Source organism: Flavobacterium zepuense (genome assembly GCF_007097145.1).
In the GTDB taxonomy this organism is placed as follows: Bacteria; Bacteroidota; Bacteroidia; order Flavobacteriales; family Flavobacteriaceae; genus Flavobacterium; species Flavobacterium zepuense.
Window position 1 is genome coordinate 445290 of sequence record NZ_VJVZ01000001.1, and the last position, 25573, is coordinate 470862.

General features: G+C 41.5%; 26 protein-coding genes. 15 read left to right on the forward strand and 11 right to left on the reverse strand.

Annotated features, from left to right (window positions below):
• Window positions 1-123 precede the first annotated feature (123 nt).
• The 4 genes from FMM05_RS01910 (at window position 124) to FMM05_RS01925 (ending at window position 3512) form a co-directional block, all read left to right on the forward strand.
• Window positions 124-1032 (forward strand): NAD(P)/FAD-dependent oxidoreductase, encoded by a 909-nt coding sequence (locus tag FMM05_RS01910; protein ID WP_143371643.1) that lies wholly within the window; start codon window positions 124-126, stop codon window positions 1030-1032.
• A 30-nt stretch (window positions 1033-1062) separates the two neighbouring features.
• Window positions 1063-1575, forward strand: coding sequence for a DUF6265 family protein (locus FMM05_RS01915; RefSeq protein WP_143371644.1), 513 nt, complete (start codon window positions 1063-1065; stop codon window positions 1573-1575).
• Between the two features lie 26 nt (window positions 1576-1601).
• Window positions 1602-2168 (forward strand): pentapeptide repeat-containing protein, encoded by a 567-nt coding sequence (locus tag FMM05_RS01920; protein WP_143371645.1) that lies wholly within the window; start codon window positions 1602-1604, stop codon window positions 2166-2168.
• A gap of 78 nt (window positions 2169-2246) precedes the next feature.
• Window positions 2247-3512, forward strand: coding sequence for an asparagine synthetase B (locus tag FMM05_RS01925; RefSeq protein WP_143371646.1), 1266 nt, complete (start codon window positions 2247-2249; stop codon window positions 3510-3512).
• A 44-nt stretch (window positions 3513-3556) separates the two neighbouring features.
• On the opposite strand, the gene FMM05_RS01930 is transcribed toward FMM05_RS01925, so the two are convergent.
• From FMM05_RS01930 to FMM05_RS01980, 11 genes are all read right to left on the reverse strand, one after another.
• Window positions 3557-4273 (reverse strand): tRNA threonylcarbamoyladenosine dehydratase, encoded by a 717-nt coding sequence (locus tag FMM05_RS01930; RefSeq protein ID WP_143371647.1) that lies wholly within the window; start codon window positions 4271-4273, stop codon window positions 3557-3559.
• Window positions 4236-4910 carry a TatD family hydrolase gene (locus tag FMM05_RS01935; RefSeq protein WP_143371648.1) on the reverse strand — a complete coding sequence of 225 codons (675 nt, stop codon included), beginning with the start codon at window positions 4908-4910 and terminating at the stop codon, window positions 4236-4238. The genes FMM05_RS01930 and FMM05_RS01935 overlap by 38 nt, the downstream gene beginning before the upstream one ends.
• A 350-nt stretch (window positions 4911-5260) precedes the next feature.
• Window positions 5261-6448, reverse strand: a complete 1188-nt coding sequence (mnmA, locus tag FMM05_RS01940; RefSeq protein WP_143371649.1) for a tRNA 2-thiouridine(34) synthase MnmA — start codon at window positions 6446-6448, stop codon at window positions 5261-5263.
• Between the two features lie 42 nt (window positions 6449-6490).
• Window positions 6491-7198: a toxin-antitoxin system YwqK family antitoxin gene (locus FMM05_RS01945; RefSeq protein ID WP_235894338.1), complete on the reverse strand. Its 708-nt coding sequence runs from the start codon at window positions 7196-7198 to the stop codon at window positions 6491-6493.
• A 76-nt stretch (window positions 7199-7274) separates the two neighbouring features.
• Window positions 7275-9173 carry a membrane protein insertase YidC gene (gene yidC, locus FMM05_RS01950; RefSeq protein WP_143371650.1) on the reverse strand — a complete coding sequence of 633 codons (1899 nt, stop codon included), beginning with the start codon at window positions 9171-9173 and terminating at the stop codon, window positions 7275-7277.
• A gap of 65 nt (window positions 9174-9238) precedes the next feature.
• Window positions 9239-10855 (reverse strand): CTP synthase, encoded by a 1617-nt coding sequence (locus FMM05_RS01955; protein ID WP_143371651.1) that lies wholly within the window; start codon window positions 10853-10855, stop codon window positions 9239-9241.
• Between the two features lie 260 nt (window positions 10856-11115).
• Window positions 11116-11352 (reverse strand): DUF3820 family protein, encoded by a 237-nt coding sequence (locus FMM05_RS01960; protein WP_143371652.1) that lies wholly within the window; start codon window positions 11350-11352, stop codon window positions 11116-11118.
• Window positions 11353-11602: 250 nt separating this feature from the next.
• Window positions 11603-12001 carry an OsmC family protein gene (locus tag FMM05_RS01965; protein WP_143371653.1) on the reverse strand — a complete coding sequence of 133 codons (399 nt, stop codon included), beginning with the start codon at window positions 11999-12001 and terminating at the stop codon, window positions 11603-11605.
• A gap of 15 nt (window positions 12002-12016) precedes the next feature.
• A complete protein-coding gene (locus FMM05_RS01970; protein ID WP_143371654.1) occupies window positions 12017-13942 on the reverse strand; it encodes a PBP1 and LysM peptidoglycan-binding domain-containing protein in 1926 nt (641 codons plus the stop codon).
• A 102-nt stretch (window positions 13943-14044) separates the two neighbouring features.
• Complete coding sequence (locus FMM05_RS01975; RefSeq protein ID WP_143371655.1) at window positions 14045-14383, reverse strand: LysM peptidoglycan-binding domain-containing protein; 339 nt, start codon at window positions 14381-14383, stop codon at window positions 14045-14047.
• A gap of 615 nt (window positions 14384-14998) precedes the next feature.
• Window positions 14999-15742: an RDD family protein gene (locus FMM05_RS01980; protein ID WP_143371656.1), complete on the reverse strand. Its 744-nt coding sequence runs from the start codon at window positions 15740-15742 to the stop codon at window positions 14999-15001.
• Window positions 15743-15763: 21 nt separating this feature from the next.
• Between FMM05_RS01980 and FMM05_RS01985 the strand changes: the two genes are divergently transcribed.
• From FMM05_RS01985 to FMM05_RS02035, 11 genes are all read left to right on the forward strand, one after another.
• A complete protein-coding gene (locus tag FMM05_RS01985; protein WP_143371657.1) occupies window positions 15764-16741 on the forward strand; it encodes a stage II sporulation protein M in 978 nt (325 codons plus the stop codon).
• On the forward strand, window positions 16725-17642 hold the full coding sequence (locus tag FMM05_RS01990) for a hypothetical protein (RefSeq protein ID WP_143371659.1): 918 nt from the start codon (window positions 16725-16727) through the stop codon (window positions 17640-17642). Before FMM05_RS01985 ends, FMM05_RS01990 begins: the two co-directional genes overlap by 17 nt.
• Window positions 17635-18420, forward strand: a complete 786-nt coding sequence (locus tag FMM05_RS01995) for a DUF4129 domain-containing protein (RefSeq protein WP_143371660.1) — start codon at window positions 17635-17637, stop codon at window positions 18418-18420. The genes FMM05_RS01990 and FMM05_RS01995 overlap by 8 nt, the downstream gene beginning before the upstream one ends.
• A 2-nt stretch (window positions 18421-18422) precedes the next feature.
• Entirely contained in the window at window positions 18423-19610 is a 1188-nt protein-coding gene (locus FMM05_RS02000) for a DUF4350 domain-containing protein (protein ID WP_143371662.1), read from the forward strand.
• Window positions 19607-20692 (forward strand): AAA family ATPase, encoded by a 1086-nt coding sequence (locus FMM05_RS02005; RefSeq protein ID WP_143371663.1) that lies wholly within the window; start codon window positions 19607-19609, stop codon window positions 20690-20692. The genes FMM05_RS02000 and FMM05_RS02005 overlap by 4 nt, the downstream gene beginning before the upstream one ends.
• Window positions 20692-22023 (forward strand): DUF58 domain-containing protein, encoded by a 1332-nt coding sequence (locus FMM05_RS02010; protein ID WP_143371664.1) that lies wholly within the window; start codon window positions 20692-20694, stop codon window positions 22021-22023. Before FMM05_RS02005 ends, FMM05_RS02010 begins: the two co-directional genes overlap by 1 nt.
• 44 nt (window positions 22024-22067) lie before the next feature.
• Entirely contained in the window at window positions 22068-22964 is an 897-nt protein-coding gene (locus tag FMM05_RS02015; protein ID WP_143371665.1) for a hypothetical protein, read from the forward strand.
• A 64-nt stretch (window positions 22965-23028) separates the two neighbouring features.
• Window positions 23029-23820, forward strand: coding sequence for a TrmH family RNA methyltransferase (locus tag FMM05_RS02020; RefSeq protein ID WP_143371666.1), 792 nt, complete (start codon window positions 23029-23031; stop codon window positions 23818-23820).
• A 9-nt stretch (window positions 23821-23829) separates the two neighbouring features.
• A complete protein-coding gene (locus FMM05_RS02025; RefSeq protein WP_143371667.1) occupies window positions 23830-24345 on the forward strand; it encodes a hypothetical protein in 516 nt (171 codons plus the stop codon).
• Window positions 24346-24361: 16 nt separating this feature from the next.
• Window positions 24362-24883: a hypothetical protein gene (locus tag FMM05_RS02030; protein ID WP_143371668.1), complete on the forward strand. Its 522-nt coding sequence runs from the start codon at window positions 24362-24364 to the stop codon at window positions 24881-24883.
• Window positions 24884-25432 (forward strand): cupin domain-containing protein, encoded by a 549-nt coding sequence (locus tag FMM05_RS02035; protein WP_143371669.1) that lies wholly within the window; start codon window positions 24884-24886, stop codon window positions 25430-25432.
• The last annotated feature ends 141 nt before the right edge of the window (window positions 25433-25573 follow it).

A 25573-nucleotide genomic window follows, 5' to 3' on the forward strand; every position in this document is an offset into this window, starting at 1 on the left:
ATCCAACTAAAAGAACATAGATAAACTGAACACTATATTTGATTATTAAATCGAAATCCGGTTTAATCCGCGTCTGCTTGCATCCGCGCAATCCGCGTTCCATCCTACACTCTAATCAAAAAAATGAAAACAAATTACGAAGTAATCATAATAGGCGGCAGCTACAGTGGGCTGTCGGCGGCTATGGCGTTGGGCAGGGCATCGCGTAATGTATTGATTATAGATGCAGATAAACCATGTAACCGCCAAACACCGCACTCGCATAATTTTTTAACGCAGGATGGCGAAACCCCTGCGGCAATTTCGGCGAAAGCCAAGGAGCAGGTAATGGCCTACCCCACCATTACATTTCTAAACGATACGGCTACCTCAGCCAACAAAACATCTAACGGATTTACTGTTGAAACAGGAAGCGGACAAGCATTTACCGCGCAAAAAATCCTGCTGGCTACAGGGATAAAAGATATTCTGCCCAAAATAGATGGCTTTGCTGAATGTTGGGGTATATCGGTTATTCATTGCCCCTACTGCCACGGTTACGAAGTTAAGAATCAAAAAACGGCTGTTTTAGCAAATGGCGATGCTGCAATGCATTACGCCCAGCTTTTATTACAATGGACAAAAAACCTGACCTTTTTTACTAACGGCCCCTCACTTTTTACTGATAAGCAACTCGCAAGCCTGCAAAAGCATAATATTGTCGTGATAGAATCTGAGATTAAACGGATTGAGCACAGTAACGGGCAGTTGCAGAACATCGTACTTAAAGATGGTACCATCCACAATTTTAATGTGCAGTACTGTAAGCCTCCTTTTGAACATCATACCAACCTGCACGAACAATTGGGCTGTACGCTTAACGAGATGGGTTTTATTGCAACCGATGAATGGCAAAAAACTGCGGTTACAGGAGTTTATGCGTCAGGAGATTGCCATACCCCAATGCGATCTGTAGCTATGGCGATAGCCGAAGGCATGAAGGCAGGTGCCATGATAAATAATGAGTTGGCTGCCGATGCATTCAACATCTAAATTGTGTATTTTTGCTGTAAACCAACCATCATGAAAAAAAATATTGTAATTGCTTTTGTAGTTATTTTATCAGCTACAGCATCGTGTAAAGAGAGTTCAAAAGACAATACCAATACTTCTGAAGATAAGTCTGTTACAGCAAACGTTCAAAATGCATCCTGGTTAATAGGCAATTGGGGCAATACTTTACCTGATGGTTCGTTTATTGAAAAATGGACGAAAGAAAGCGATTCGGTTTATAAAGCCGAAAGCTATTTTATTGCCAATAACGATACCTTGTTTTCTGAGTATGTTACATTGGGTAAAATTAACGACACTTTAGCCTATACAGTTACAGTGCCCGACCAGAATAACGAAAAGCCGGTTAGTTTTAAGTTAACATCTATGTCAGGCGACAAAATGGTTTTTGAGAATCCTCAGCACGATTATCCCAACAAAATTGAGTACACTAAAATTAATGCCGACTCTATTGTTGCAGTGATTTCCGGGGCAAAGAAAGGGAAACAAGCATCGGAAACTTTTGCAATGGCACGCCTAAAATAGTACCTTAGCAGCACTAATACTACGCCATGACTATTGTTGAAAGCACCGTTTACAAAAAGGAAGATTATACCCAAAACCCGCTACCCTATGCCGAGTACGATAATTGCAGTTTTATAGATTGCCAGTTTAGCAATGCTAATCTTACGGGAATTATTTTTACAGAATGCCGCTTTGATGGCTGCAACGTGGGTACCGCTAATGCTAAAGGCACTGCCTTTAAAGATGTTACTTTTGTTAACTGTAAATTGCTTGGTCTTAACTTTAGCGTGTGCGAACCGTTTTTGTTCTCTGTAGCATTTGAGGGCTGCCAGCTTCAGTTCACATCATTTTATAACCTTAAGCTAAAAGGTACCAAATTTATTAAATGCAATATCCAGGAAGTTGATTTTACGCAAGCCGACCTTAGTGGTGCCGTGTTTAAAGACTGCGATTTGTTAAAAGCGGTGTTTCAAAATACCGTTTTAGAGAAAACCGATTTCCGGTCGGCATACAATTATGCCTTAGACCCGGAAATGAACCGTATTAAGAAGGCAAAATTCAGCCGCGAAGGCCTGCCGGGATTGTTGCATAAGTATAGTATAGATATTTCGTAATAGAAGATAGTGTCATTTTAAATTGATGCCTGTCATACAGGCATCAATTTTGTTATCTTTGAATAAATCTTATTTACAATGCCGCTTAAAAATTTATATATTCTCCTTTTGTTTGTGGTATCTTTTGGCGCGAAGGCCAGCATGATACTGCTGCCTATGGATGAAAGTTCCCAGCAAAACCACCTTAAAGCCTATGGCATAACCTACTGGGCGCTTGATAAGACCTACACAGTAAACTGGCTGCTTAACTACAGGGGCGGTTCGTTTTTACTGCCCGATGCTAACGACATTCGCCGTGAGTGCCAGATACGTGGGGTGAGCTTTGAGGTTTTAAGCGATAGCCAGGCTAACGGAATATTAGATGATATTAGCAGTCCATCGCAAAATATGGAAAATGTAGTGCTTGAAAAAGCTCCTAAAATAGCAGTCTACACCCCTCCCGGCAAACAGCCCTGGGATGATGCCGTTACTATGGTATTAACGTATGCCGAAATACCTTTCACGGCGGTGTATGATGAAGAAGTACTTAATGATGGCTTGTTATTGTTCGATTGGCTGCACCTTCACCACGAAGATTTTAGCGGTCAGTACGGTAAATTTTTTGGGATGTATAAAAATGCCCCGTGGTATATTGAGCAGAAAAAAACTGCCGAAGCGCTTGCCACAAAACTAGGTTATGAAAAGGTATCAGATGAAAAACTGGCAGTATCGCTGAAGATACGCAACTTTGTTATAGGTGGCGGCTTTATGTTTGCCATGTGTTCTGCTACCGATAGCTTTGATATTGCCCTTGCGGCAGAAGGTGTTGATATTTGCGAACCCATGTTTGATGGTGATGCCAGCGATGCTAACTACCAAAGCAAAATAGATTACAACAACTCCTTTGCCTTTAAAGATTTTACACTGGAGCGCAACCCGGTTGTTTATGAATTTTCAGATATTGATACCACAACTAAACGTGCAGGAATACTGCCTGATAACGACTATTTTACCCTGATGGAATATTCAGCCAAATGGGATCCTATACCTTCTATGCTTTGCCAAAACCATACGCAGCTTGTTAAAGGTTTTATGGGCCAAACCACCGCTTTTACAGGTACTATGGTAAAAAGCAACGTACTGGTTATGGGTGAGAATAAAATTAATGGTGAAGCCCGATACATTCACGGAACTAAAGGTAAAGGCATGTTTACTTTTTACGGTGGCCATGACCCGGAAGATTACCAGCACCGTGTAGGCGATGCTCCAACTGTATTAGACCTTCACCCAAATTCACCGGGTTACCGACTAATACTTAACAATGTGCTATTCCCAGCAGCAAGGAAAAAGAAACTTAAAACCTAACAGTTTTACTATAGCATATAAAAAAATCCCCTTACGGGGATTTTTTAGCTTCTTATAATATGTTTTACCACCGCCTCGGCAGAATGCAGCCCAAAAAGCGCGGGCATCCAGCTATTTGTACCAAAAAATGATTTTTTAAAGTTCTTGCCATCGGTCATTTTAAGGCTGGTCTGGTCGGGTTCCTCGGTAGAATATACCACCTTAACTCCTTTAGAGATTCCTTCTTTCCTTAAACGCTTGCGCACGGTTTTAGCCAGCGGGCAGTATTCAGTCTTGCTTATATCGCTTACCTTAACCTTAGATGCCTCATATTTGCCCCCTGCGCCCATATTACTGATTATCTTAACCTTTTTACGCCTGGCCGACATAATGAGGTTTAATTTAGGCGTAATACTGTCTATACAATCAAGTACATAACTATATTCGTTAGTAACAAGTTCGTAAGCACGTTCCGGCGATAAAAATTCCTGTACACGTATAAGGTTAAGCTCCGGGTTAATGTCCATAAGCCTGTCGCCTACAATTTTTACTTTAGGCTCACCCACGGTGCTGTGCAGTGCCGGCAGCTGGCGGTTAATGTTGGTAATATCTACCACATCGCCATCAACAATGGTCATGGTGCCCACTCCTGCCCTGGCAAGAAATTCGGCTGCAAAAGAGCCTACGCCCCCAAGGCCAACCACCATAACGTGTGCATTTTTCAATTTCTCCAGCCCCTCTTTTTTAAACAAAAGCTCGGCCCGCTCTGTCCATTCCGCCATCCTTAAAAATGTTTTTAAAATTATTTTCTACAATGCTTTTCAGCACATCTATATCCATATTTCGTGCCAATGCCGCTTTAGCGTAAACATCGGCAATACCTTCTTCAATAGTGTCAGTTTCCAACAAAAAACGGTCTTCCGGCACACCTGCAAAAACTGCAGATAACTCCGGAGTGCGCAACAGGTACTTGCCAAACGACAGGTAAAAACCGTTATCCAGCAGTTGCTTAGCCACCTGTGCATTTTTGCTGAACCCGTGCACTATCATCGGCACACCGGGCTGTAGCCTGTTCTTTATCGCTTTAAGTTCCTGAAACGCCGCAACAAGGTGCAAAATTACAGGTTTTTGATATTTTTTTGCTAATACAAGTTGTTTTTCGAACACCTCTACCTGAATATTTAACGGAATTTCGATACGTTTATCCAGTCCGCACTCGCCTAAGGCAAGGCAATTGGGCAGTTGCAGGCGCTGTTCTATAATAGCAAGGTGCTCGTCTACCTTATCTGTATCAATATGCCACGGATGGATGCCCGTAGAAAAATAGGATACATCTATAACTTCATAAGGGTATCGGTTAACTACCTCAAAAACTTCAGGAATATTGGATGCGGAATGGGTATGGAGGTTGTAGAGCATTGGTTAAGTTTGATGTGCAAATTAAATAAATTTACATTGCTACCATAAAAAATGCCCAACACTTTGCAGCATCAGACATTTCATATTAAAGTAGTTTAGATAATAGTAATCTATAGCATTCGTCATCACAGTTATTCCTAAAACTTACCATACAATTTTCAGCGTACGATTTGGATGCTAGCCAGTTATTAATAAGAACTATATCCTGATAAAAATCCGTAATGAGCGCCCAATCCTTATTCGACTTAAATAAGTTATTCTCATGCTTACTGCCCATTCTTACAAGGATATCTATGTCCCCTTCGTAGTTATCGTAAACTTTAAGTTTTTCTAGCGTTATCATAACTCAGTTACGAAATCACACCAGAGCCAATAAGCTCGTCGCCGTGGTACCAGGCAGCAAACTGACCTTCGGTAATAGCGCTTTGTGCTTCTTCAAAAGAAATGTACATACCGTTATCAAACTTGTGCAGCCTAGCTTTTTGAAGCGGCTGGCGGTAGCGTATACGCACCATAACGTCCATCGTTTCGCCATCGGTAATCATTAGGTCTTCGCGCACCCAATGTATTTCGTTTTCCTGAATAAACAGCGCTTTACGGAACAAACCCGGATGATTCTGCCCCTGCCCTGTATATATGCTATTGGTTTCAACATCAGTAGCTATAATAAACAGCGGCTCCTTAGTGCCACCTACATTAAGGCCTTTACGCTGACCAATAGTATAATAATGGGCACCCTGATGTTTCCCTACAACTTTACCCATCTCGGGTTTGTAATCTATGTTTTTAGCCTCAAAAGCAAGCTGTTCTTTAACCGAACCGAATTGCGGTGTTGCTTCGGCATAGGTTTGTGCATCGGCACCTACCTCAAAAATAACACCTTCTTTTGGCTGAAGCTGCTGTTGTAAAAATTTCGGCAGGCGTACTTTACCAATAAAGCAAAGCCCCTGTGAATCCTTCTTCTCAGCAGTGATCAGTTCCATTTTAGCAGCGATTTCGCGTACTTCCGGTTTTTTAAGTTCCCCAATAGGGAAAAGCGCTTTAGCCAGTTGCTCCTGAGATAGCTGGCACAAAAAGTACGACTGGTCTTTATTTCCATCGGCACCTGCTAAAAGCTGGTGTACCTCTTTACCATCTACCTCAATGGTAGCTTTACGGCAATAGTGGCCTGTAGCTACATAATCAGCGCCCAGGCTAAGGGCAATCTTCATAAACACATCGAACTTAATCTCGCGGTTACAAAGCACATCCGGGTTGGGCGTGCGGCCTTTTTCGTATTCGTTAAACATATAGTCTACAATACGCTCTTTATATTGTTCGCTTAGGTCTACCGTCTGGAACGGTATACCCAGCTTTTCGGCAACAAGCAAAGCATCATTGCTGTCTTCCAGCCACGGACATTCGTTAGATATGGTAACGGCCTCATCGTGCCAGTTCTTCATAAACAGGCCAATAACTTCATACCCCTGCTCCATTAGTAAGTATGCTGCCACACTACTATCTACACCGCCACTAAGCCCTACTACAACACGTTTCATGATAATCTCCTTCTATAAAATTTATGCAAAAATACAACAAAATTAATTAGGTCGCGCTTTCCTTGCCCCTAACTGAACTTTACGGTCGGCATCGGTTTCTTCCTTAGTTAGCTTACCGTTAGTATAATACAGCCACTTACCGGTTTTTACATCATTAGTATAATTACCCTTAGAGGTAAGCTGCCCCTGTGCACTATTAAACTGTGCAGGGCCATTTAATTTATCGTCTTTATAAGTGGTTTGCTCAAAAAGTGTCCCTTTTGGCGAGAATTTCTTGTAAGTTCCGTTCTTTAAACCGTTGGTGTACTGGGCTTCTTCGGCAGTTATACCATCGGTATAAAACACTTTGCGGGTACCGGTTAATTTGCCTTTGGCATAATTTTCAATCGACATCACTGCTTTACCATCGGGGTGGTAAAACTTCCACTCGCCTTCCCTAAGCTTGTTCACTTCTTTACCCTCGCTTGATTTTACGCCTTTTTCAAACGATGTGGTAATACATGAACCATCAGCAGCAAATGTCCTCGTAGCTGCAAGTATAGAAGCTGCATTATCTTCAAAAAACTTAAAAGTGCCGGTTTCTTTACCATGATCAAAAGTACCCTCGTAACGCGGGCGTTTGCTGGCTTCATAGGTACCTTTCCACAAGCCGTGGCGTTTGCCATCGGCATCATTTTTATTAGTGCCCTGGGCTTGTAAACCTGTACATATGCTTATAAAAAATACAAATGCCATCAATTGTTTCTGCATAACTTTTTGTTTATCCTATTAAACCAAAAATATAGTTTTTTATTGCAAAAAAGCACCCCGAAGAGTGCTTTTGTTATTATTTCTTTAGGCCTTTCTTGCCTTGCTCCTGCTGTGCCTGCTCCATCATTTCCTGCATTTTACGCTGAAAACGTCCCTGCGTTTTAGGCTTGGTCTTGTTTTCCTGTATCATGGCATGAATTTTATCTTCTTTTACAATGTGGTTTTTAATTACATACATAATACCTATTGTAATAAGGTTAGATACAAAGTAGTACAAACTTAAACCCGATGCGTAGTTGTTAAAGAATATAAGCATCATTATTGGCGAAAGGTATATCATTATCTTCATTACCTTGCTCATGTCCGGCATGCCTTCCTGCGGTGGCGCTGCCATACTCTGGTCGCCGGTTGTCATCCTCATATAAAAGAATATAGCTACCGATGCCAGTATTGGGAACAAGCTTATGTGGTTACCGTAAAACGGAATGTAGAATGGCAGGTGTACCACTGCATCATAAGATGATAAATCGTTAGCCCAAAGGAAACTCTTTTGCCTCAAATCAAAGAACGATGGGAAGAACTGGAAGAGCGCATAGAACACCGGGATTTGCATTACCGCCGGTAAACAACCTGCCATTGGGTTTACCCCAGCGGTGTTGTACAGCTTCATGGTTTCCTGCTGCTTTTTCATCGGGTCTTTTTTATACTTCTCGTTAAGCTCTGTAATTTCAGGGCGAAGCACCTTCATTTTAGCCTGTGATAAGTATGATTTATACGTTACAGGAGACATTACCAGCCTAACCAGTATTGTAAATACTATAATAGCAATACCATAAGGCATAAAGCTGCTTAAGAATGTAAATACCGGTATAAATATGTAACGATTTATCCAGCCAAAAATACCCCAGCCTAACGGCATAACCTCATCAAGGTTACGGTCGTAAGCATTTAATATTTCATAATTAGACGGGCCATAGTACCAGTTCATATCATAGTTAAGTTCTCCGCCTTTAAAAGCAAGTGGCATCTTAGCTGTAAACTTTTTGGTATACGTAGTGTCAATTTTATCATCTTTAACCAGGTTCTCTGATTTAAAATCCGTCGATTTAAACGGGGTATCGGTTAAAAGTATCGATGTGAAAAAGTGCTGTTTAAAAGCAACATAGCTTACTCCTTCAGCGGTTTCGGCATCATCGCCACCTTCGCTAAGGTTACCGTCTTTGCCATCTTCGTGCTCATAAACGATTTTAGTATAACGGTTTTCATACGATACACTTTTCTCGTTCCTATATGCCTGTAGCGTCCACTCTAAATCCATTGGTTTAGAAGTATCCACAACCTGGGCTAACCCTTGCGAACGGATAGAAAAATCAAGCATATAATCATTAGGCTTAAGTACATAACGGTACTCTAAAAACTGGTTGGCACCCGCTTTAAGCCTCATGGTTAACACCTGATTAGCGCCCTCTTTGCTCAGCACCGGCTCAAAATACATTTCGTTTGTATTAAGAATGCGGTTATCGGCCGTTTTAAACTGAAGGTTAAAACTTGCGTTGTTGCCTTTTATAAGCTCCACACGTTTATTAGAACCTTTTTCAAACTGCTCAAAGTTGTTAAGGTTGGCCTCTGCAATGTAACCGCCTTTGTTAGATATACGCAGGGTTAACAGCGGGTTCTTAATCTCTGTAACACCATCTTTAGCCGATGGCAACGTAGCGCTGTATGCAAAAGCACCAAGCGAGCTTTTTAGCTTTTGTATTTTTACCGAATCGCTTAGAGTGGTATCGTTTACTACGGAAGCAGCTTTTTGCTCAGGTATTTGTGTTTCCTTAGCCTTATCTATCTGCTCTTTTTTGGCTTTTTCACTGTTCTCTTTTTCAGTTTCTGCACTGTTGTTGTATATCATGTATAGCAACAGCACCATTATTAAACCGAAGCCGATGATCGTTTTTAAGTCTAACTTTTTTTCTTCCATTTAGTTTTATATTGATTCACTTTATGCGTTTCGGCAACCGCCAAAACCCTGTGCGCTGTATGCGCTTATTTACTTTTTTTTGTAACCGCAGCCTTAACAAAGCTTACAAATAACGGGTGCGGGTTAGCAACCGTACTCTTATATTCCGGGTGGTATTGTACCCCAATAAAGAACGGGTGCGTGTTAAGCTCTATAATCTCTACAAGGCCGGTATCAGGGTTAACACCGCTGGTAATAAGGCCTGCTTTTTGTAACTCGTTAAGGTAGGTACCGTTAAACTCGTAACGGTGGCGGTGGCGCTCTAAAATATCGGTTTGTCCACCGTATATTTTGCTTGCAAGCGTACCTTCTTCCAGCGTACATTTCCATGCACCAAGACGCATTGTGCCACCTTTATCGGTAATAGTTTTTTGCTCTTCCATGATGTTGATAACCGGGTAAGCGGTATGCTCGTTCATCTCGGTAGAGTTAGCTTCTTTCCAGCCAATTACGTTTCTTGAATATTCTATAACCGCCATTTGCATACCAAGGCAAATACCAAAGAACGGTATGTTGTTTTCCCTTGCAAAGCGTACGGTTTCTATTTTACCTTCAATACCCCTTTCGCCAAAGCCCGGTGCAACAAGGATACCGTCAAGTCCTGACAGTTTCTCGGCAGCGTTTTCTTTGTCTATATATTCTGAGTGTACGCTTATAACATTTACTTTGGTTTCGTTAGCCGAACCCGCATGTATAAACGCCTCAAGGATTGATTTGTATGAATCCTGCAACTCTACATATTTACCTACAAGGCCAATATTTACGGTATGTTTAGGATTTTTAAGCCTGAAAAGGAACTGGTTCCATTGCTTTAGATCCGGTGTATTTTTTTCAGGTAAATCTAATTTTTTAAGGGCAACTTTGTCTAAACCTTCTTCAAGCATAAGGTTTGGAACATCGTATATAGTAGAAGCATCGATAGATTGTATAACCGAATCTCTGGTTACGTTGCAAAACAAAGCAAGCTTGTGCCTAAGGTCAGACGATAATTCGTGCTCGGTACGGCAAACAAGAATGTCGGCTTTAATACCGCTCTCCATCAATGTTTTAACCGAGTGTTGTGTTGGTTTTGTTTTAAGCTCACCTGCTGCTGCAAGGTAAGGCACTAACGTAAGGTGAATTACAAGACTGTTGCTTTCGCCAAGGTCCCAAACCAGCTGGCGAACCGACTCAATATAAGGAAGTGACTCAATATCACCCACAGTACCACCTATTTCGGTAATTACAATGTCATAATCGCCCGAATTGCCCAGGTGCTGCATGCGCTCCTTGATCTCGTTTGTTATGTGGGGCACAACCTGAACGGTTTTACCTAAAAATTCTCCCCTTCTTTCTTTCTCGATAACCGACAGGTATACCCTTCCGGTAGTAACATTGTTAGCCTGAGATGTAGGCACATTTAAAAAGCGCTCATAGTGGCCAAGGTCAAGATCTGTCTCGGCGCCATCATCGGTAACATAACATTCTCCGTGTTCGTACGGGTTTAGTGTACCTGGGTCTACGTTAATGTACGGGTCAAATTTTTGGATTGTTGTCCTGTATCCCCTTGCCTGCAATAGTTTTGCCAGCGAAGCTGCTATAATTCCCTTACCAAGGGAAGATGTAACACCTCCGGTAACAAAAATATACTTTGTCTGATTCATTGTAATTCCTCCTGTGTTGTTGTGTTGTTGTTGTAAAAAACGCTGCAAAAGTACGAAAATTAATTGATTGCAAAAGTAATTTACCAATGTAACGATATGATAATGCAATGATTTGAAGTGAAACAATTATTATACCAGCTGCTTTGCTGTAAGTAGTTTACACTGTTTGCTGACAGATAGTCATAACAGACTATTGCATTACCTGGCAATTACGGTTATGGCAGGAGTAATTGCTACATTAATAAATTGAATGCATTGATTTATTTTCCCGGCTTAGGATAATGCTTTTTTATGTTACGTATTAAAACCTCCAGCCCGTTAAGCTTTAGCTCATATACCTGTTGCAGCATAAGGCCCAGCTCTCCTTTAGGGAAACCTTTGTTATTATACCATACTACATAATATTCAGGCAGGTCTATAAGGTAATAGCCTTCATATTTCCCGAAGGGCATTTTTGTATGGGCAAGCTTGATGAGGAATTGTTGTTGGGGATCCAAAAGAAGTAAGAATTATTGGGGCATAAAAAAACCCCTGTTTTAGCAGGGGTAAAAATAGCACATTTTAATATAAATGGGGATTATAATAAAAGGACTATTCAACTACAATCGAATATTTACATTGCAAATGTGGCAAAAATATCAACTAAAAAAAATACCCATTAATGGGTATTTTTTAATTATTTATGCAAGTATCAAATAATTACTATCGTTATAGCTGTAAATTAAGTTATTATTTAACTAATATTAACTACCAGTTAAAAGTCACGTCTTTAACCATATCAGGGTGAAGGCTTTGATGTACGGGACAGGTTAAAGCAACTCGCTCTAAAATGGTGCGGGATTTCTCATCGGCATCACTTTTCATTGTAAAAACTACTTTAATGCCCGATATTTTTCGGGGTTCGGCCTGCATACTTTTAGTAACCTCAGCTACCGAACCATCAAGTTTTACGCCCATGTCACGGGCTTTTATGCCCATAACAGTAAGCATACAGCTTGCCAGCGCATTGGAAACCGTATCGGTTGGGGAGAATGCCTCTCCCTTACCGTTGTTATCAATTGGCGCGTCCGATATTATTTCGCTGCCAGATGCTATATGTATAGATGATGTGCGAAGATCGCCCAGGTATGTTACTTTAGATGTCATTATATATGTGTGATGTTATTGTGCCTGAATTACATTAAAATCGGTGTCGTATTGCATTATGTAAACACCGGTATTATAGTTACCGCCATTTTGCTGGGCGTACATAAACTTATTTTCAACCTGTTCAGATCCTTTTGTTGCCAATGCCGCAGTAATATCTTCCGGTTGGAAAAGACGTAATATGGCATCAAAAGTAACATCAAACCCACGGATTGCGTAAGATGACGGCGCATAGCCATGTTTTTGCCTGAACACCTTGTCAAACAGTTGTGTTTGCGGCGTTACATCGTTTCTCATAAAGGTAGGGTACAGCATTTTAAGCTTGATGAGCCGTGTAAGTGGCATCTCGTCATGGTCGTAATTATCGGTCTTATCCATAAGCGCAAGCTGAATGTTGTACTCATTAGCCAGCTCTTCTAAAAGCTTGGTAGTGCCGGTAACAGTAGTAAGGCTTTCGGTATCTAATATTACGTAATTGGTCTTGTCTTTAACCAATTTCGATTTTATGTTATCAGTAGTAATACCACCTTCTACAAACTTAACTTCAGGGAAACCTGCCTTTATAAATTGTTTGGAACTTGCTTTCTTAGAGTCGATTACCCCTACAACATTGCCATTCTTGCTTTTCAGATAGTTTAGCATTGCCGTGCGCATGCTCTCATCGGTTGGTATGCTTTGGTACAGGTTTTTATACGGTTTACCCGAATCTTTTGCCAGTGGCGATATAACAGGAATAGTTGGGAACATGGCAGCAGCAGCCTCAGCATGGCTCTGGAAGAAAGGCCCAACAATAACATCTGTCGCTGTAAGGCTGGCTTTCAGCGAAGTAAGATCGGATGATTTTGAAGTTTCTTTGCTATCCAATATCTTTACTTTAAGCGGAAGCCCCATTGCCTTAGCAGAATCTATAGCCACAAGTGCCCCTGCGTAAAAATCGAGCGTAAGGTTTATAAATTTATCGGTGCGAAGCAGCTTGGCACGCACGGTATCGCTTTCTACCCTGTAAAGGTTAAAAGGCAGTAACAGAGCAAGTTCTTTTTGCTCTCCTTTTTTAATTGTAGTTGCAAGACCAGTCATTGGCACTGTACCCGCGGGTACAGCATCGGGCATTGGAGCATTGGTAGGCAGTTTTAAAACCATACCTTCTTTTAGCCCGTCTTTAGCCTGCGGATTAAGCTTAACGATCTCGTCTTCAGTGAGTCCGGTTGCTTTACCTATGCTGTAAAATGTCTCCTTAGGCTGAACCGTATAATCTATATAAGCGTCTTTTTTTGGTGCAGGTGCCGGCTCCGGTATCTTAGCCTCAGCTACAACGGCATCTTTAGCCAGCTTAAGCTTAAAGCCTAATGGCAGGTTATCTTTAACCTCAGGGTTAAGCTCCTCAAGCAGTTGCAGTGTCATACCAAACTGCTTGGCAATGCTGTATTTAGTCTCTCCCGCCTCTACAACATGGAAAAAATAGGACGGCTCATTCTTTTTAACCTGCTGCTTTTCAGCAACTTTAGCCTGTGCCGCAACACCACTCCCTTTTATAGGGATTATAAGTTCTTGGCCGTCTTTAAGTCCGTTAGCAAGTGCCTCTGTATTAGCTTTTTCCAGGTCGGCTACCGTTACATTGTATTTCTTTGCAATGCTGTACAGGGTTTCTTTAGCCTCTACCTGGTGCACTATGTTGGCAACCTTTGTAGGCTCCTCTTTTACAGCGGCTGTAGCCGGCAGCGGCTTAACCGGATTACCCGGAATAAGCAGTATACTATCAGTCTTTAAGCCATTCTTAGCGTCGGGGTTAAGGCGGTAAATATCGTAAGGGGTAATCTTATATTTTTTTGCAATACCTGCTACGGTTTCGCCTTTTTCTACTTTATGTTTTGTGTAATCCTGCGCATAAGCAGATGCAGAACAGAGTATTAGCGAAAAAAATAATATTACCAGGTATTTCATACGTACGTTTTTTAAACAATTAAGCCGCTACAAAGTTAGTTTTTGTAGCGGCTTAATTGCTAATTTTAATTACATAATTTTAAGTTAAAACCTGTAAAAACCTTACCTGTTATTACTTAAATCGTCATGATCAGGGCGTTTAGGCTGCCTTGTAATCTTTTGAGTGTCTTTCTTCTTGTCCGACCCAAGTCGCTTATCTGCAGGTATTTTAAGCGTCATATTGTAGCTTATACCTTCAACTGCATCAGGGTTTAGCTTGTAAATGTCGTCCGGGCTAACCAGATACTTTTTACATATTAGCATTACCGTTTCTCCCTGTTCCACCCTGTGGCTTATAACATTCTGACTCTCAGCTGCCTCATCATTTTTAGCAGACTGTGCATTGGCATTAAAAATGGCGATAAACAAAAACACGCCCGTTAGTAAAACTTTCTTCATCATAATCAAGCATTTAATCGTTAGTAGTGGTTTTATAAAATTAGCCTCTAATTATTTAAATTTTAAATAATTTTAGCACTTTAACACTCGTAACTTACTGATTCACAATATTATGATGGTTTATCCTACTAAAAAACGAGTTATCAAAAGTTATCAACATTTTAAGATGTCTTTTAGGAAATCTTTTCCTACAGCTAAACGATTTATGAAACTACAACGATTTGAAAACGAAATTTATACCTCAGAAAAAGACCACAGAAAATGTTAAATTAATCCCGCCAGGACATAATTAAGAAAATATCACCAAAAATTTACCTGATAAATTGAACATAAAAACTGCCAAAAAATCCCGATTTTATGCTTAATATTTCACTTTTGGATTTTGAAACACGCTTTTTTAAGCAAAATACAGGCGGTTTTACCCCCCTTAAAAGGGCAAAAAACCTTGATATTTCACTTTTGGATTTTGAGATTAAAAAAATTGAAAGATTTAAGATTTAAAAATTCGATGGCAAATCAAAATTTCTGTTTTGGATTTTGAAATCAGAGTTGCGATTTTAAAATCAGGTTGGAATTCAAAATTTGAAATTCGTAATTCATAATTCGTAATTCCAAAAACTACATGTTCCTTGTATAATAATTATAGTCCTCTAAAACGGTATCTACAAAAGCCAGAGAATTTCTGCTAACCGATTTTATACCCGTTACATTTTCAATTTTGGCCTGGAGCTTATCCATCATTTCAAAATCGGCCACTTTATAGCTATTATCAAACGTTTCTTTAATAATGCGCACATCATTATCGGTTAGTTTTATAACCAGCGGATATACCGGCACATAATTGCTGGCCACCTCGCGCAAAATAGTATGGTTAATATTAATATCATTTTTAAGCGATATTACCGCCGTACCCGCAGCGAGGTCGCCTATGCGCTGGCTCTTTTTACTAACCATAAGTGCAATAAGCCCCACAATGCCCATAATGCCGCTAACCTCCACGATCCTGAACAGCCAGCGTATAAGGTAATCGCCAAAGCCCGCCTGGTAACCGTCTATCTTTATAACCTTTGTTTTCATTACGCGCTTACCAATGGTTTGGCCTTCAAAAAAGCTTTCCATATAGAGTGTGTAGAACATTACCGGTAAAAAGAAGAAACCGTACACTGCGTTTTGCGACCAGCCGTCCAGGCTATCGATTACGCGCTCAAACCCGGTAAGCGGAAACAACACCACAAAAAACACGATAACATAGGCCACCCATACCACAACGTCAAGCAGATACGCAAGAATACGCTCGCCTACCGATGCCGTATTGAAATTAATATTCACATTTTGTGTAGTTGTTATAGATAGTTGAGACATATTTTATATTTTAGCTTGCGTATGAGAGAAGTTGCATTTATAAAACAAAATAAAGAAAAATGGCTTGAATTTGAGCAGGCTATTTTTGGTAAAGCTAAAAAAAATCCTGATGAACTGGCCAGCCTGTACATACATTTGGTTAATGATCTCTCGTACGCCCAAACCTACTACCCTAAAAGCAAGGCCGTTACCTACTTAAATCACCTTGCTGCGCTTACCTATCAAAAAATTTATAAAACCAAGCGCGAAGAGACCAACAGACTTGTACATTTCTTTAAAACCGAGGTTCCGCTAATCGTTTACCGCAACAGGCGCTACATTTTATACGCGTTCCTGCTGTTTTTTGTGTTTACGGCCATCGGCGTACTCTCTGCAATGCACGATGAAAACTTTGTACGACTTATTTTGGGCGACCAATATGTAAACATGACGCTGGAAAATATAGACAAAGGCAACCCTGTAGCCGTTTACAAAAGCGGCAGCAACTGGGGCAGCGCCTTTGGTATTACCCTTAACAACCTGCGTGTAGGCGCTATGGAGTTTGTTTATGGCATATCGGGCGGAATATTAACTGCTTATGTGCTGCTGCAAAATGCAATAATGCTGGGGGCTTTTCAGTACTTTTTTTACGAGCACGGTGTTTTTGGCGCCAGCGTGCGCGGTATCTGGATACACGGCTCTATGGAAATTTTCGCTATGGTTATAGAGGGTGCCGCCGGGCTTATTTTTGGCGCAGCGCTGCTTTTCCCTAAAACCTACTCGCGTATCGATTCGCTTAAAATAGGCTTTAAAGACGGCCTTAAAATATGGTTCAGCACCATGCCGTTTACCATTGCCGCCGGGCTTTTAGAGGGCTTTGTAACGCGTTACTCGCCCGATATGCCACTGGCACTTAACTTATTTATTATCCTTTTTACCCTTACGGCCATAGCCTGGTACTACCTCATCTATCCGTTCAGGGTCAACAAAAAATTACAGCACAGTGTTCCAACTCTATAAAAAACGCAACTTTAACGCCCTTATAAACGACACCTTTGTCTTTTTAAAAGAAGATGGCAAGAACTTTTTCGGTACTTATTTTAAGGTAATTGGCGGGTTATTGCTCATTATAACCGTATTGACCTTTGTGGTAATGCGCGTATTTTTCGAAAACATGTTCAATGGTTTTGGCTCGCCCGAAGCACAGCAAATGCTGACAACGTATTTTGATGAAAATGCAGTCCTCTTTGTAGTCGGTGGCCTTATTGCAGCCTTTACTTTAATAGCAATAAGCCTTATCACAATGAGCTTTCCGGTTATTTACCTTTCGCTATTAGAGCATGTAGAAAAGCCAACAGCCCAAATGATATTTGCCCGCCTTAAGGCAAAATCAGGCAAAATAATAGTATTTGCATTGGCATCGCTCATAACTTTTTTACCTATAGCAGCGGTGCTGGGTGGCGTTAGCGTTTTCCTTTTTATAACCATAATAGGCATACCCGTAGCGTTAGCCTTGTGGGCAGCCCTAACCTGCTGGGTGTTCTTAACGTTTTATAACACACTTAACGATGAAGGTTTTTTTACCGCAATGGGCAGCGGTTACCGCATGCTGTTTCAAAACTTTTGGGCACATATGGGCTCAACAGCCATATTCTACGTCCTTTCGTTTGTGGTGCAAATGGCACTAACGCTGGCAATGTCATTATTATCTGAGCTGTTTTTTGTAGCGGCTGATACATCCAACCTTGAAAATAGTAGCATTGTAGGAGTTATAGTGTTCATAATTTCAATGCTCATCAATTATATTTTTAGCAATGTGCTTATTATAGCACACGGTATGATATATTATTCGTGCAAGGAAGATAACGAGCACAAGACTTTGTATTATGAAATTGACCAAATAGGATCTGATAGTGAATAAACATACCTTACATATAATAACCCTTTGCACTCCCCTGCTTCTTACGGCACAACAACCGCAGGAAACGGCCGTTAAAGACACGGTTGTTACAGAGGTAGTTAATTTTAAGCCTGTTGCTCAGGAGGCTTCTACAGTAGTTGTTACGCCTGTGCCTCTTACCCAAAAACGCAGTTTTAAGGATGGCTTTAAAAGTAAATACAACGGCCCCGAGTTTACTTATGTGGTAAAGGCAAAAGCTAAATTCATGTGGGACCGCTTTTTAGAGTGGCTGGCATGGCTTATAGATGCTATTTTTGGCGGCGGCGAAAAAACTAAAAATTCAGGATGGGTAGCAGTGCTTATAAGGGTATTGGCCTTTGCAGTTATCGGCTTTGTGGTATATATAATCGTACGTTCAATAATGAATAAAGAAGGCCTTTGGATCTTTGGTCGTTCGCGCAAAAATATTGGTGTTCAGGATGCTGATGTAGAGAACATCCATGAAATGGACTTTAACGCCCTTATAGAAGACACAAAAGCTAACGGCAACTATAAGCTGGCAGTGCGCTACTACTATTTATGGCTGCTTAAAAAGCTTTCGGCACGCGAAATAATCGACTGGCACTGGGACAAGACCAATATGGATTACCTCTATGAAATTAAAGACAATGCCCTGCGGGCCGACTTTGAGTACCTTAGTTATGTATACGACCACAGCTGGTATGGCGATTTCCCGGTAGACGGGCCCGCTTTTGCCAAAGCAGAAAAGGCGTTTAAAAAAACATTTAATACGCTATAGCCATGAACAGAAAATACACCGTTTACATAATACTGGTTGCTGTAGTTGTAGGAATAATAATGTTTATAGATTATGCACGCCCCAAACCCATAGACTGGAAACCCAGCTACCTTGCAAAAGATAAGATTCCGTTTGGATTGTATGTTTTTGACCACGAAGCCGCTACCCTTTTTAAAGGCGACAGCGTTAACAAATTCAGCATTACACCCTATGAGTATTTTGACCATCAATACGATTATGATAACAGCAAATACAAAGTTAAAGGCTCCTTTATAGCCATTAGTGAGATTAATACGATAGATGAAGAGTCGGTTAAAGAGCTGCTTAGTTTTGTAGATTATGGCAACACCTTGCTGCTGAGCATGAAACAGTTTCCGCAAACCATTATTGATACTCTTAAAATAGTGCCGGGTGGCGACCAGTATTTTGCCGATTCGCTGCAAATTAGCCTTGCCAATAACCCCTCTAAAAGCTATTGGTATAACGAGGGTGCCGGCCTTACCTTTTTTGATACGCTCCCTAAAAATGACAGTATCAGGGTGCTGGGCTACCAGCAGGCAGGAAAAATTAAAAAGCCCAATTTTGTTGAGGCACACTTTGGTAGCGGTAAAATATTGTTGCATACACAGCCTGCCGTGTTTACTAATTTCCACCTGTTAAAAGGCGATCATTACGCATATACGCAGGATATGCTTTCGTACCTGCCTAAGGGCACCGTATACTGGCAAAACGAACGCGTAGGCCAGGGCGTGTCCGATTCTCCTTTGCGTTACATCATGTCGCAACCCGCACTTAGGGCAGCGTGGCAGCTGGGGCTTATAGGGCTGCTGGTGTTTATTTTCTTTAATGCAAAAAGAAAGCAGCGCGTGCTGCCGCAGATATTGCCGTTGCGCAACACCACGGTAGATTTTGCCAAGACCATAGGCAACCTATACTACCAGGAGGGCAACCACCACACTATTATTGAAAAGAAAATCATCTATTTCCTAGAGCACGTGCGTACGGAGTATCTTATTGATACCTACACGCTGGACGACAGCTTTATAGAAAAACTGCACCTAAAAACAGGCAAGCCTGTAGAGGATATACAAAAAGCAATTAATTTAATAAAAAAACACCGCCACGATTTCCAAAGTTCGGAAGCCGATGTGGCAGCCATTAATAACGCCATCGAAAAATTAAGGTTATGACAGAATTTGAAAACATCAACCCGGAAGAGAACCAGCCGGATAACATCAATTTAGAAAAAAGCACTCCGCAAGATATAACACCAGTTACCGCTCCCGAGCCGGAAAGCGACAACATTAACTTTAGCGCGCGCTTAGACCTTGACGGCCTTCGCCAGACGATTGATAAGGTAAAGCAGGAACTAAGCTCGGTTATTGTAGGCCAGCATAAAATGATAGACCAGCTTTTGGTGGCCATACTTAGCAACGGGCACGTATTGTTAGAGGGCGTTCCCGGTGTGGCTAAAACCATTACCGCAAAATTGCTGAGCAAAACCCTTACGCTCGATTTTAGCCGTATACAGTTTACGCCCGATTTAATGCCATCGGATATTTTGGGTACCTCGGTGTTCGACCTTTCCAAGTCGCAATTCACGTTCAAAAAAGGGCCTATCTTTTCTAACTTTGTTTTGATAGATGAGATAAACCGCGCCCCTGCTAAAACGCAGGCCGCCCTTTTTGAGGTTATGGAAGAGCGCCAGATAACCGTAGAGGGCACCACACACGCAATGGAGGCTCCGTTTTTAGTTATCGCTACCCAAAACCCTATAGAGCAGGAAGGTACCTACCGCCTGCCGGAAGCACAGTTAGACCGTTTTCTTTTCAAGATCACCATAGATTATCCTAAACTGGATGAAGAGATCGCTATCCTGCAACGCGAAAACGCACTACAGGACCGCGCCAAGCTTGATAATATTAAGCAGGTACTATCGCAGGCTGATATTATTAAATACCAGGGCATGGTAAAACAAATACTGGTAGAGCCGCAGCTTATAGAGTATATTGCCAAACTGGTTACCAACACCCGCGAAAATGCATTCCTTTATTTAGGGGCATCGCCGCGTGCATCCATAGCCATATTAAATGCCGCTAAAGGCTACGCTGCGCTTAGGGGCCGCGACTTTGTAACGCCGGATGATATTAAGGATAGTGCCATACCGGTACTTCGCCACCGTGTTATGGTAGCACCGGAGCGCGAAATGGAGGGCCTTACCAGCGAGCAGATCATCAAACAGATAATAGACACCGTAGAAATTCCACGTTAATGAAGTGGCTTAAAAGCATATACCTCAACAACCTTACCTTTTATGTTTTTTTAGGCATACTGGTGTGTTTTGTGCTGGCCTATATTTACCCGGTGCTGTACAACGCCACCTGGCTTCTCATGTACCTGTTCCTTGGGTTTGTGGTAATCGACTTTTTGCTGCTTTTTGCCAGCAACCAGCGCTTTGCCGCCTTTAGGGAAGTACCCGAAAAACTAAGCAACGGCGACGAAAACCCTATCATCATCCGTATTGAGAGCGGCTATGGTTTTGCAACGGGCCTAAAGGTAATAGACGAAATTCCCATTCAGTTCCAGATACGCGATTTTACGGTACAGCGCAACCTGCCCGCAGGCGGCACCGATGCCTTTGAGTACCACCTGCGCCCTGTAGAGCGTGGCGAATACTATTTTGGTAAGCTCAACGTGTACGTGTCGTCGCCATTACGATTGGTATCAAGGCGGTTTAGCTTTGGCGAAGGCCACATGGTACCCACCTACCCATCATTCATCCAGTTGCGCAAGTACGACCTAATGGCGTTTTCTAACAGGCTGTTTCAGTACGGGTTAAAAAAAATACGCCGCATTGGGCACACCATGGAATTTGAGCAGATTAAAGAATACGTATCGGGTGATGACATCCGCACCATAAACTGGAAGGCCACAGCCAAGAAAAACCAGCTTATGGTAAATCAGTTTCAGGACGAGCGCTCGCAAAACGTATACATGGCTATAGATAAGGGCCGCGTTATGAAAATGCCTTTTAACGGCCTTAGCCTGCTGGATTATGCCATTAACTCTACCCTGGTGCTTAGCAATGTTATCCTTAAAAAGCAGGATAAGGCTGGTATGTTTGCCTTCTCTAAAAAAATAGAGAACCGCGTGGCTGCCGAAAGGCGATCATCGCAAATGCAAAAAATACTGGAAAGCCTTTACAACGTTAAAACCGATTTTTTTGAGAGTGATTTTGGCCGCCTGTATGCCGATATTAAAAAGAACATTACCCAGCGCAGCCTTATAATACTGTATACCAATTTTGAAACGCTTGATGGCCTTAAACGCCAGTTGCCTTACCTTAAGGGTATTGCCAAAAACCACCTTTTGGTGGTGGTTTTCTTTGAAAATACCGAACTGGAAGAGCTTACCCATAAAAACGCAGGCAACATTCAGGAAATTTACGACCAGGTTATTGCCGAGAAATTTGCTTTTGAGAAAAGGCTTATTGTTAACGAGCTGATGAAATACGGAATCTACTCGGTATTAACCAAGCCGGAGAATCTTACTATTGAAAGTATTAACAAATACCTGGAAATTAAGGCAAGGGGGATTTTATAGTTTGGAGCTTCAGGTTTAGAGTTTCATCAAAAAAATAAAACTATATGCAGTTAAAACAGTTAATAGCTATTGTTGCAGTTATGCTGCTTGTAACTTCATGCAAAAAAGACGTTGAAGCTGAGGCTGTTCCGCAAGAGGTGGTTAACGATACCCTAAAACCGGTCCCGGTAGCATCCGACAAAGACCCTATTTTACAAAAACATATTGCTGCCTTTATAAAACGTAAGGAAGCCACTAAGGCCGAGCTTACCAAACTAAACCCGCAACAGGCTAATAACCTTTTTGACAGGTATGTGGTGGAAAACGGCCAGGCTATTGTTGCTATGGACAGCATTGAAAGCCACCTTCTCGAAAATTTTTACACCTATTTCACTGATGAAAGGGGCAACCCAAAAACCCCGCCCGATTCGATTGCAAGAAAAGAGAAGCTGCTTAAAAGTGCAGGGCTGGAACTCTGGGAAATTGGCGAGGGTTATGTAGAGATCCGCACCCAGCCCAATTTTTACCTGGATATTTTTAAAGACCATGTTACCGCTGATTATAAAAGTTATCTAACCATTGTGGCTGAGGACGATAAAGACCTGTATTCTGCCGATGCCGGTATTGCCATATCGTTTAAAGCGGTAGGCCAGCGCGTGGTAAACTGGGAAAATTTTATAGCTAAATACCCCAATAGTAAGCTGATTGAAGACGCTAAAACTACTTACAGCGGCTATCAGGCAGATTATCTTTTCGGGCAGGACAACACACCTACTATGCAGGACAATTCCACTAAGTTGTTTCCTGAGAATGAAGCCGAAATTAGAAACTTCATTAGTAAATACCCCGACAGCTTTACAACTAAACTGGCAAAAATTGTTTTAGGCAACAATACCCTAAACCGGGACCAACTGCGTACACTAATAGCAAACGAACAGGAAAAATATTTACTGCAAAAGTAGCCGCGATATTTTTATCACAAATTGTAACTTTGAACCCGCAGCCCCTAACGCGCTAACTCATTAAATGAAACAAATTACAAGTCCGCAAAACCCGTATATAAAACAATTGCTCCTCTTGCAGGATAAAGCAAAAGCACGCAGGCAAAGCGGTACTTTTTTAATAGAAGGCCAGCGCGAATTGCAGCTTGCCCGCAAAGGCGGATACGAAATAGAAACGGCACTTTTTGTCCCGGAACTAATTTCAGAGTCAGAAGTTAAAAGCCTTGCCGGCCGGCAGACCGAACTGGTAGAAATTAGCCGCGAGGTATACCAAAAACTGGCCTACCGCGATACTACCGAGGGTGTTATAGCCGTAGCTAAAAGCAAAAGCCTTAGCTTAAACGATTTGCAATTGGGCGAAAATCCGCTGATTTTAGTAGCAGAAGCAACCGAAAAACCGGGCAACATTGGGGCCATATTCCGCACCGCCGACGCCGCAAAAATGGATGCTGTTATTATAGCCGACCCAAAGGGCGACCTGTATAATCCTAACATTGTACGATCCAGCGTGGGCTGCCTTTTTACTAACCAAATTGCTACCGGTAATACCCAAGAAGTAATAGACTATTTAAAATCAAAAAATATCAGCATTTACTGCGCTACATTGCAGGATTCTGCGTTATACCATGAGCAGGATTACACCGGTGCCTCGGCGCTTGTGGTAGGTACTGAGGCTACCGGCCTAACCCAGCCGTGGCGCGATGCCTCTACACAAAACATCATCATCCCCATGCAGGGCGAAATAGATTCTATGAATGTTAGCGTGGCTGCCGCCATATTAATTTTTGAAGCCAAAAGGCAACGCGGGTTTAAATAAACAACACAAATGAAATTACTTTACTTTCTACTCCTTATAAGTTTTACAGCAATAGCCCAGGATATCGAATCGCTTTCCTGGAAAGAAGGCCGCCTAAACAATCGGCTGGACCTGTCCCTTACCAAAAAAGAATACGACAAACTGTACAAACAGCCCGATAGTATTATGGCACCCCTTGCCGGCGAAAGCTGTACAACAGGCAATGTAAAAATGCTTTACCACAAAGGGGCAAAATATGAGTTGGTTAACGATATGCTAAGTTTTAGGAGCATTGATTTCAGGAAAAACAACCACACGTTCCTGTCGTTTAAAAACGATTGGTTTGACCATACCACTACCCTCAAGGCTTTTAAGAAAACGTATCCGAATGCCTCTGAATTTATGGAAGATTTTATTACCGATGATGGCGATGTGTTTGATATGGTAAGCCTTTTGCCACAGGGCGAACCCGATAACTTTGAATGGCTTTTTTATTTTAACGATGGCAAGCTTGTAATTATAGAATGCCTGTTTACCTGCGATTAACCGTAGATTGTACTTTATGATGAAACTATTACCTTACATTTTATTTTTGATAAGCCTAACGGCATTGGCTCAGGAAAACCAATCGATCAACTGGGACGAGGCCACCATAAACAACAAGCTTACCCTTACCATTTCTAAAAGGGATTTTGAGGCTGTTTACAAAAAGGATTACATAGTGCGATCTCCTACGGATGATGAAACCTGCGGCACCGCTGATGAGGCTAACGTAAAAATGCTTTATTACAAAGGTGTAGTTTTTGAATTAGACAACAATATGCTCAACTTTAGGCGCGTAGTATTTGATAAAAAAACAACTAATTTTTTTACCTTGAAAGGTATCCGCTACGACCAACACACAACTATTGAAGCATTCAGAAAAATATTTCCTGATTCAAAAAAAATACGTGAAATAGAAACCCGGCCAGATGGTACATATAGTATACTTGTAGTATCGGAAACTCAAGCGGATGGTGAATGGGAGTTCCATTTTACTGCGGGTAATTTATCGTCTATACAATACAGCTTTTCCTGCGAATAAATGCAGCCCAAAACCTACCATAATCCCATTAATGGCGAGTACACCACTATTTTAGAAAGTTCTGAAGCTACTAACGGTGCGTATACCCATTTTGAGGTTACCTTACAGGCGGGTGGCGGCAACCCTGTGCATTACCATACCAAATTTACCGAAGCGTTTACTGCTGTTGCAGGAAAGCTTGGACTGCAAAAAGGAACCAAAACTGTTTATTTAGAGCCGGGCGAAAGACTGTTGGTACCTGTTAGGAGTCCGCACCGGTTTTTTAACGATAACACTGAGCCTATTACCTTCAGGGTCAAACTAACACCCGGCCAGCCCAATTTTGAGAACTTTTTAAAAGTAATGTTCGGCCTGGTAAACGATGGCAAAACCATTACTAAGAACCAAATACCTAAAAACATTTACCACATAGCTGTAGTATTTGTTTGGGGCGATACCCACTTGACCAATCCGCTGTTTAGGTTATTTTCGCCATTGGTACTATTGTTTTATAAACGTGCCGTAAAACTGGGTATCGATAAAAAGTTATTAGAAAAGTATTGCGGTTAGGTACGCCCTTGCTTTCATCGAAACCAATCACAGATAACCAAATCCTCAAATTATCAAATCCACAACTCTCAAATAACCAAATCCACAAATCAACTTTAATTCGTTAATAAATCATAATTGTTAATTTTAGGCTTTACGGTT

Excerpts from the sequence above, each read along its gene's own strand:
- FMM05_RS02005 (WP_143371663.1), top strand. The coding sequence starts at position 19,607 with ATGACAGAATTTGAAAACATCAACCCGGAAGAGAACCAGCCGGATAAC.
- FMM05_RS01980 (WP_143371656.1), bottom strand. The coding sequence starts at position 15,742 with ATGTCTCAACTATCTATAACAACTACACAAAATGTGAATATTAATTTC.
- mnmA (WP_143371649.1), bottom strand. The coding sequence starts at position 6,448 with ATGAAACGTGTTGTAGTAGGGCTTAGTGGCGGTGTAGATAGTAGTGTG.
- FMM05_RS01985 (WP_143371657.1), top strand. The coding sequence starts at position 15,764 with ATGAGAGAAGTTGCATTTATAAAACAAAATAAAGAAAAATGGCTTGAA.
- FMM05_RS02025 (WP_143371667.1), top strand. The coding sequence starts at position 23,830 with ATGAAATTACTTTACTTTCTACTCCTTATAAGTTTTACAGCAATAGCC.
- FMM05_RS01910 (WP_143371643.1), top strand. The coding sequence starts at position 124 with ATGAAAACAAATTACGAAGTAATCATAATAGGCGGCAGCTACAGTGGG.
- FMM05_RS01925 (WP_143371646.1), top strand. The coding sequence starts at position 2,247 with ATGCCGCTTAAAAATTTATATATTCTCCTTTTGTTTGTGGTATCTTTT.
- FMM05_RS01930 (WP_143371647.1), bottom strand. The coding sequence starts at position 4,273 with ATGGCGGAATGGACAGAGCGGGCCGAGCTTTTGTTTAAAAAAGAGGGG.
- FMM05_RS02030 (WP_143371668.1), top strand. The coding sequence starts at position 24,362 with ATGATGAAACTATTACCTTACATTTTATTTTTGATAAGCCTAACGGCA.
- yidC (WP_143371650.1), bottom strand. The coding sequence starts at position 9,173 with ATGGAAGAAAAAAAGTTAGACTTAAAAACGATCATCGGCTTCGGTTTA.
- FMM05_RS01955 (WP_143371651.1), bottom strand. The coding sequence starts at position 10,855 with ATGAATCAGACAAAGTATATTTTTGTTACCGGAGGTGTTACATCTTCC.
- FMM05_RS02015 (WP_143371665.1), top strand. The coding sequence starts at position 22,068 with ATGCAGTTAAAACAGTTAATAGCTATTGTTGCAGTTATGCTGCTTGTA.
- FMM05_RS01970 (WP_143371654.1), bottom strand. The coding sequence starts at position 13,942 with ATGAAATACCTGGTAATATTATTTTTTTCGCTAATACTCTGTTCTGCA.
- FMM05_RS02010 (WP_143371664.1), top strand. The coding sequence starts at position 20,692 with ATGAAGTGGCTTAAAAGCATATACCTCAACAACCTTACCTTTTATGTT.
- FMM05_RS02020 (WP_143371666.1), top strand. The coding sequence starts at position 23,029 with ATGAAACAAATTACAAGTCCGCAAAACCCGTATATAAAACAATTGCTC.
- FMM05_RS02000 (WP_143371662.1), top strand. The coding sequence starts at position 18,423 with ATGAACAGAAAATACACCGTTTACATAATACTGGTTGCTGTAGTTGTA.
- FMM05_RS01920 (WP_143371645.1), top strand. The coding sequence starts at position 1,602 with ATGACTATTGTTGAAAGCACCGTTTACAAAAAGGAAGATTATACCCAA.
- FMM05_RS01945 (WP_235894338.1), bottom strand. The coding sequence starts at position 7,198 with ATGCAGAAACAATTGATGGCATTTGTATTTTTTATAAGCATATGTACA.
- FMM05_RS01975 (WP_143371655.1), bottom strand. The coding sequence starts at position 14,383 with ATGATGAAGAAAGTTTTACTAACGGGCGTGTTTTTGTTTATCGCCATT.
- FMM05_RS02035 (WP_143371669.1), top strand. The coding sequence starts at position 24,884 with ATGCAGCCCAAAACCTACCATAATCCCATTAATGGCGAGTACACCACT.
- FMM05_RS01935 (WP_143371648.1), bottom strand. The coding sequence starts at position 4,910 with ATGCTCTACAACCTCCATACCCATTCCGCATCCAATATTCCTGAAGTT.
- FMM05_RS01915 (WP_143371644.1), top strand. The coding sequence starts at position 1,063 with ATGAAAAAAAATATTGTAATTGCTTTTGTAGTTATTTTATCAGCTACA.
- FMM05_RS01965 (WP_143371653.1), bottom strand. The coding sequence starts at position 12,001 with ATGACATCTAAAGTAACATACCTGGGCGATCTTCGCACATCATCTATA.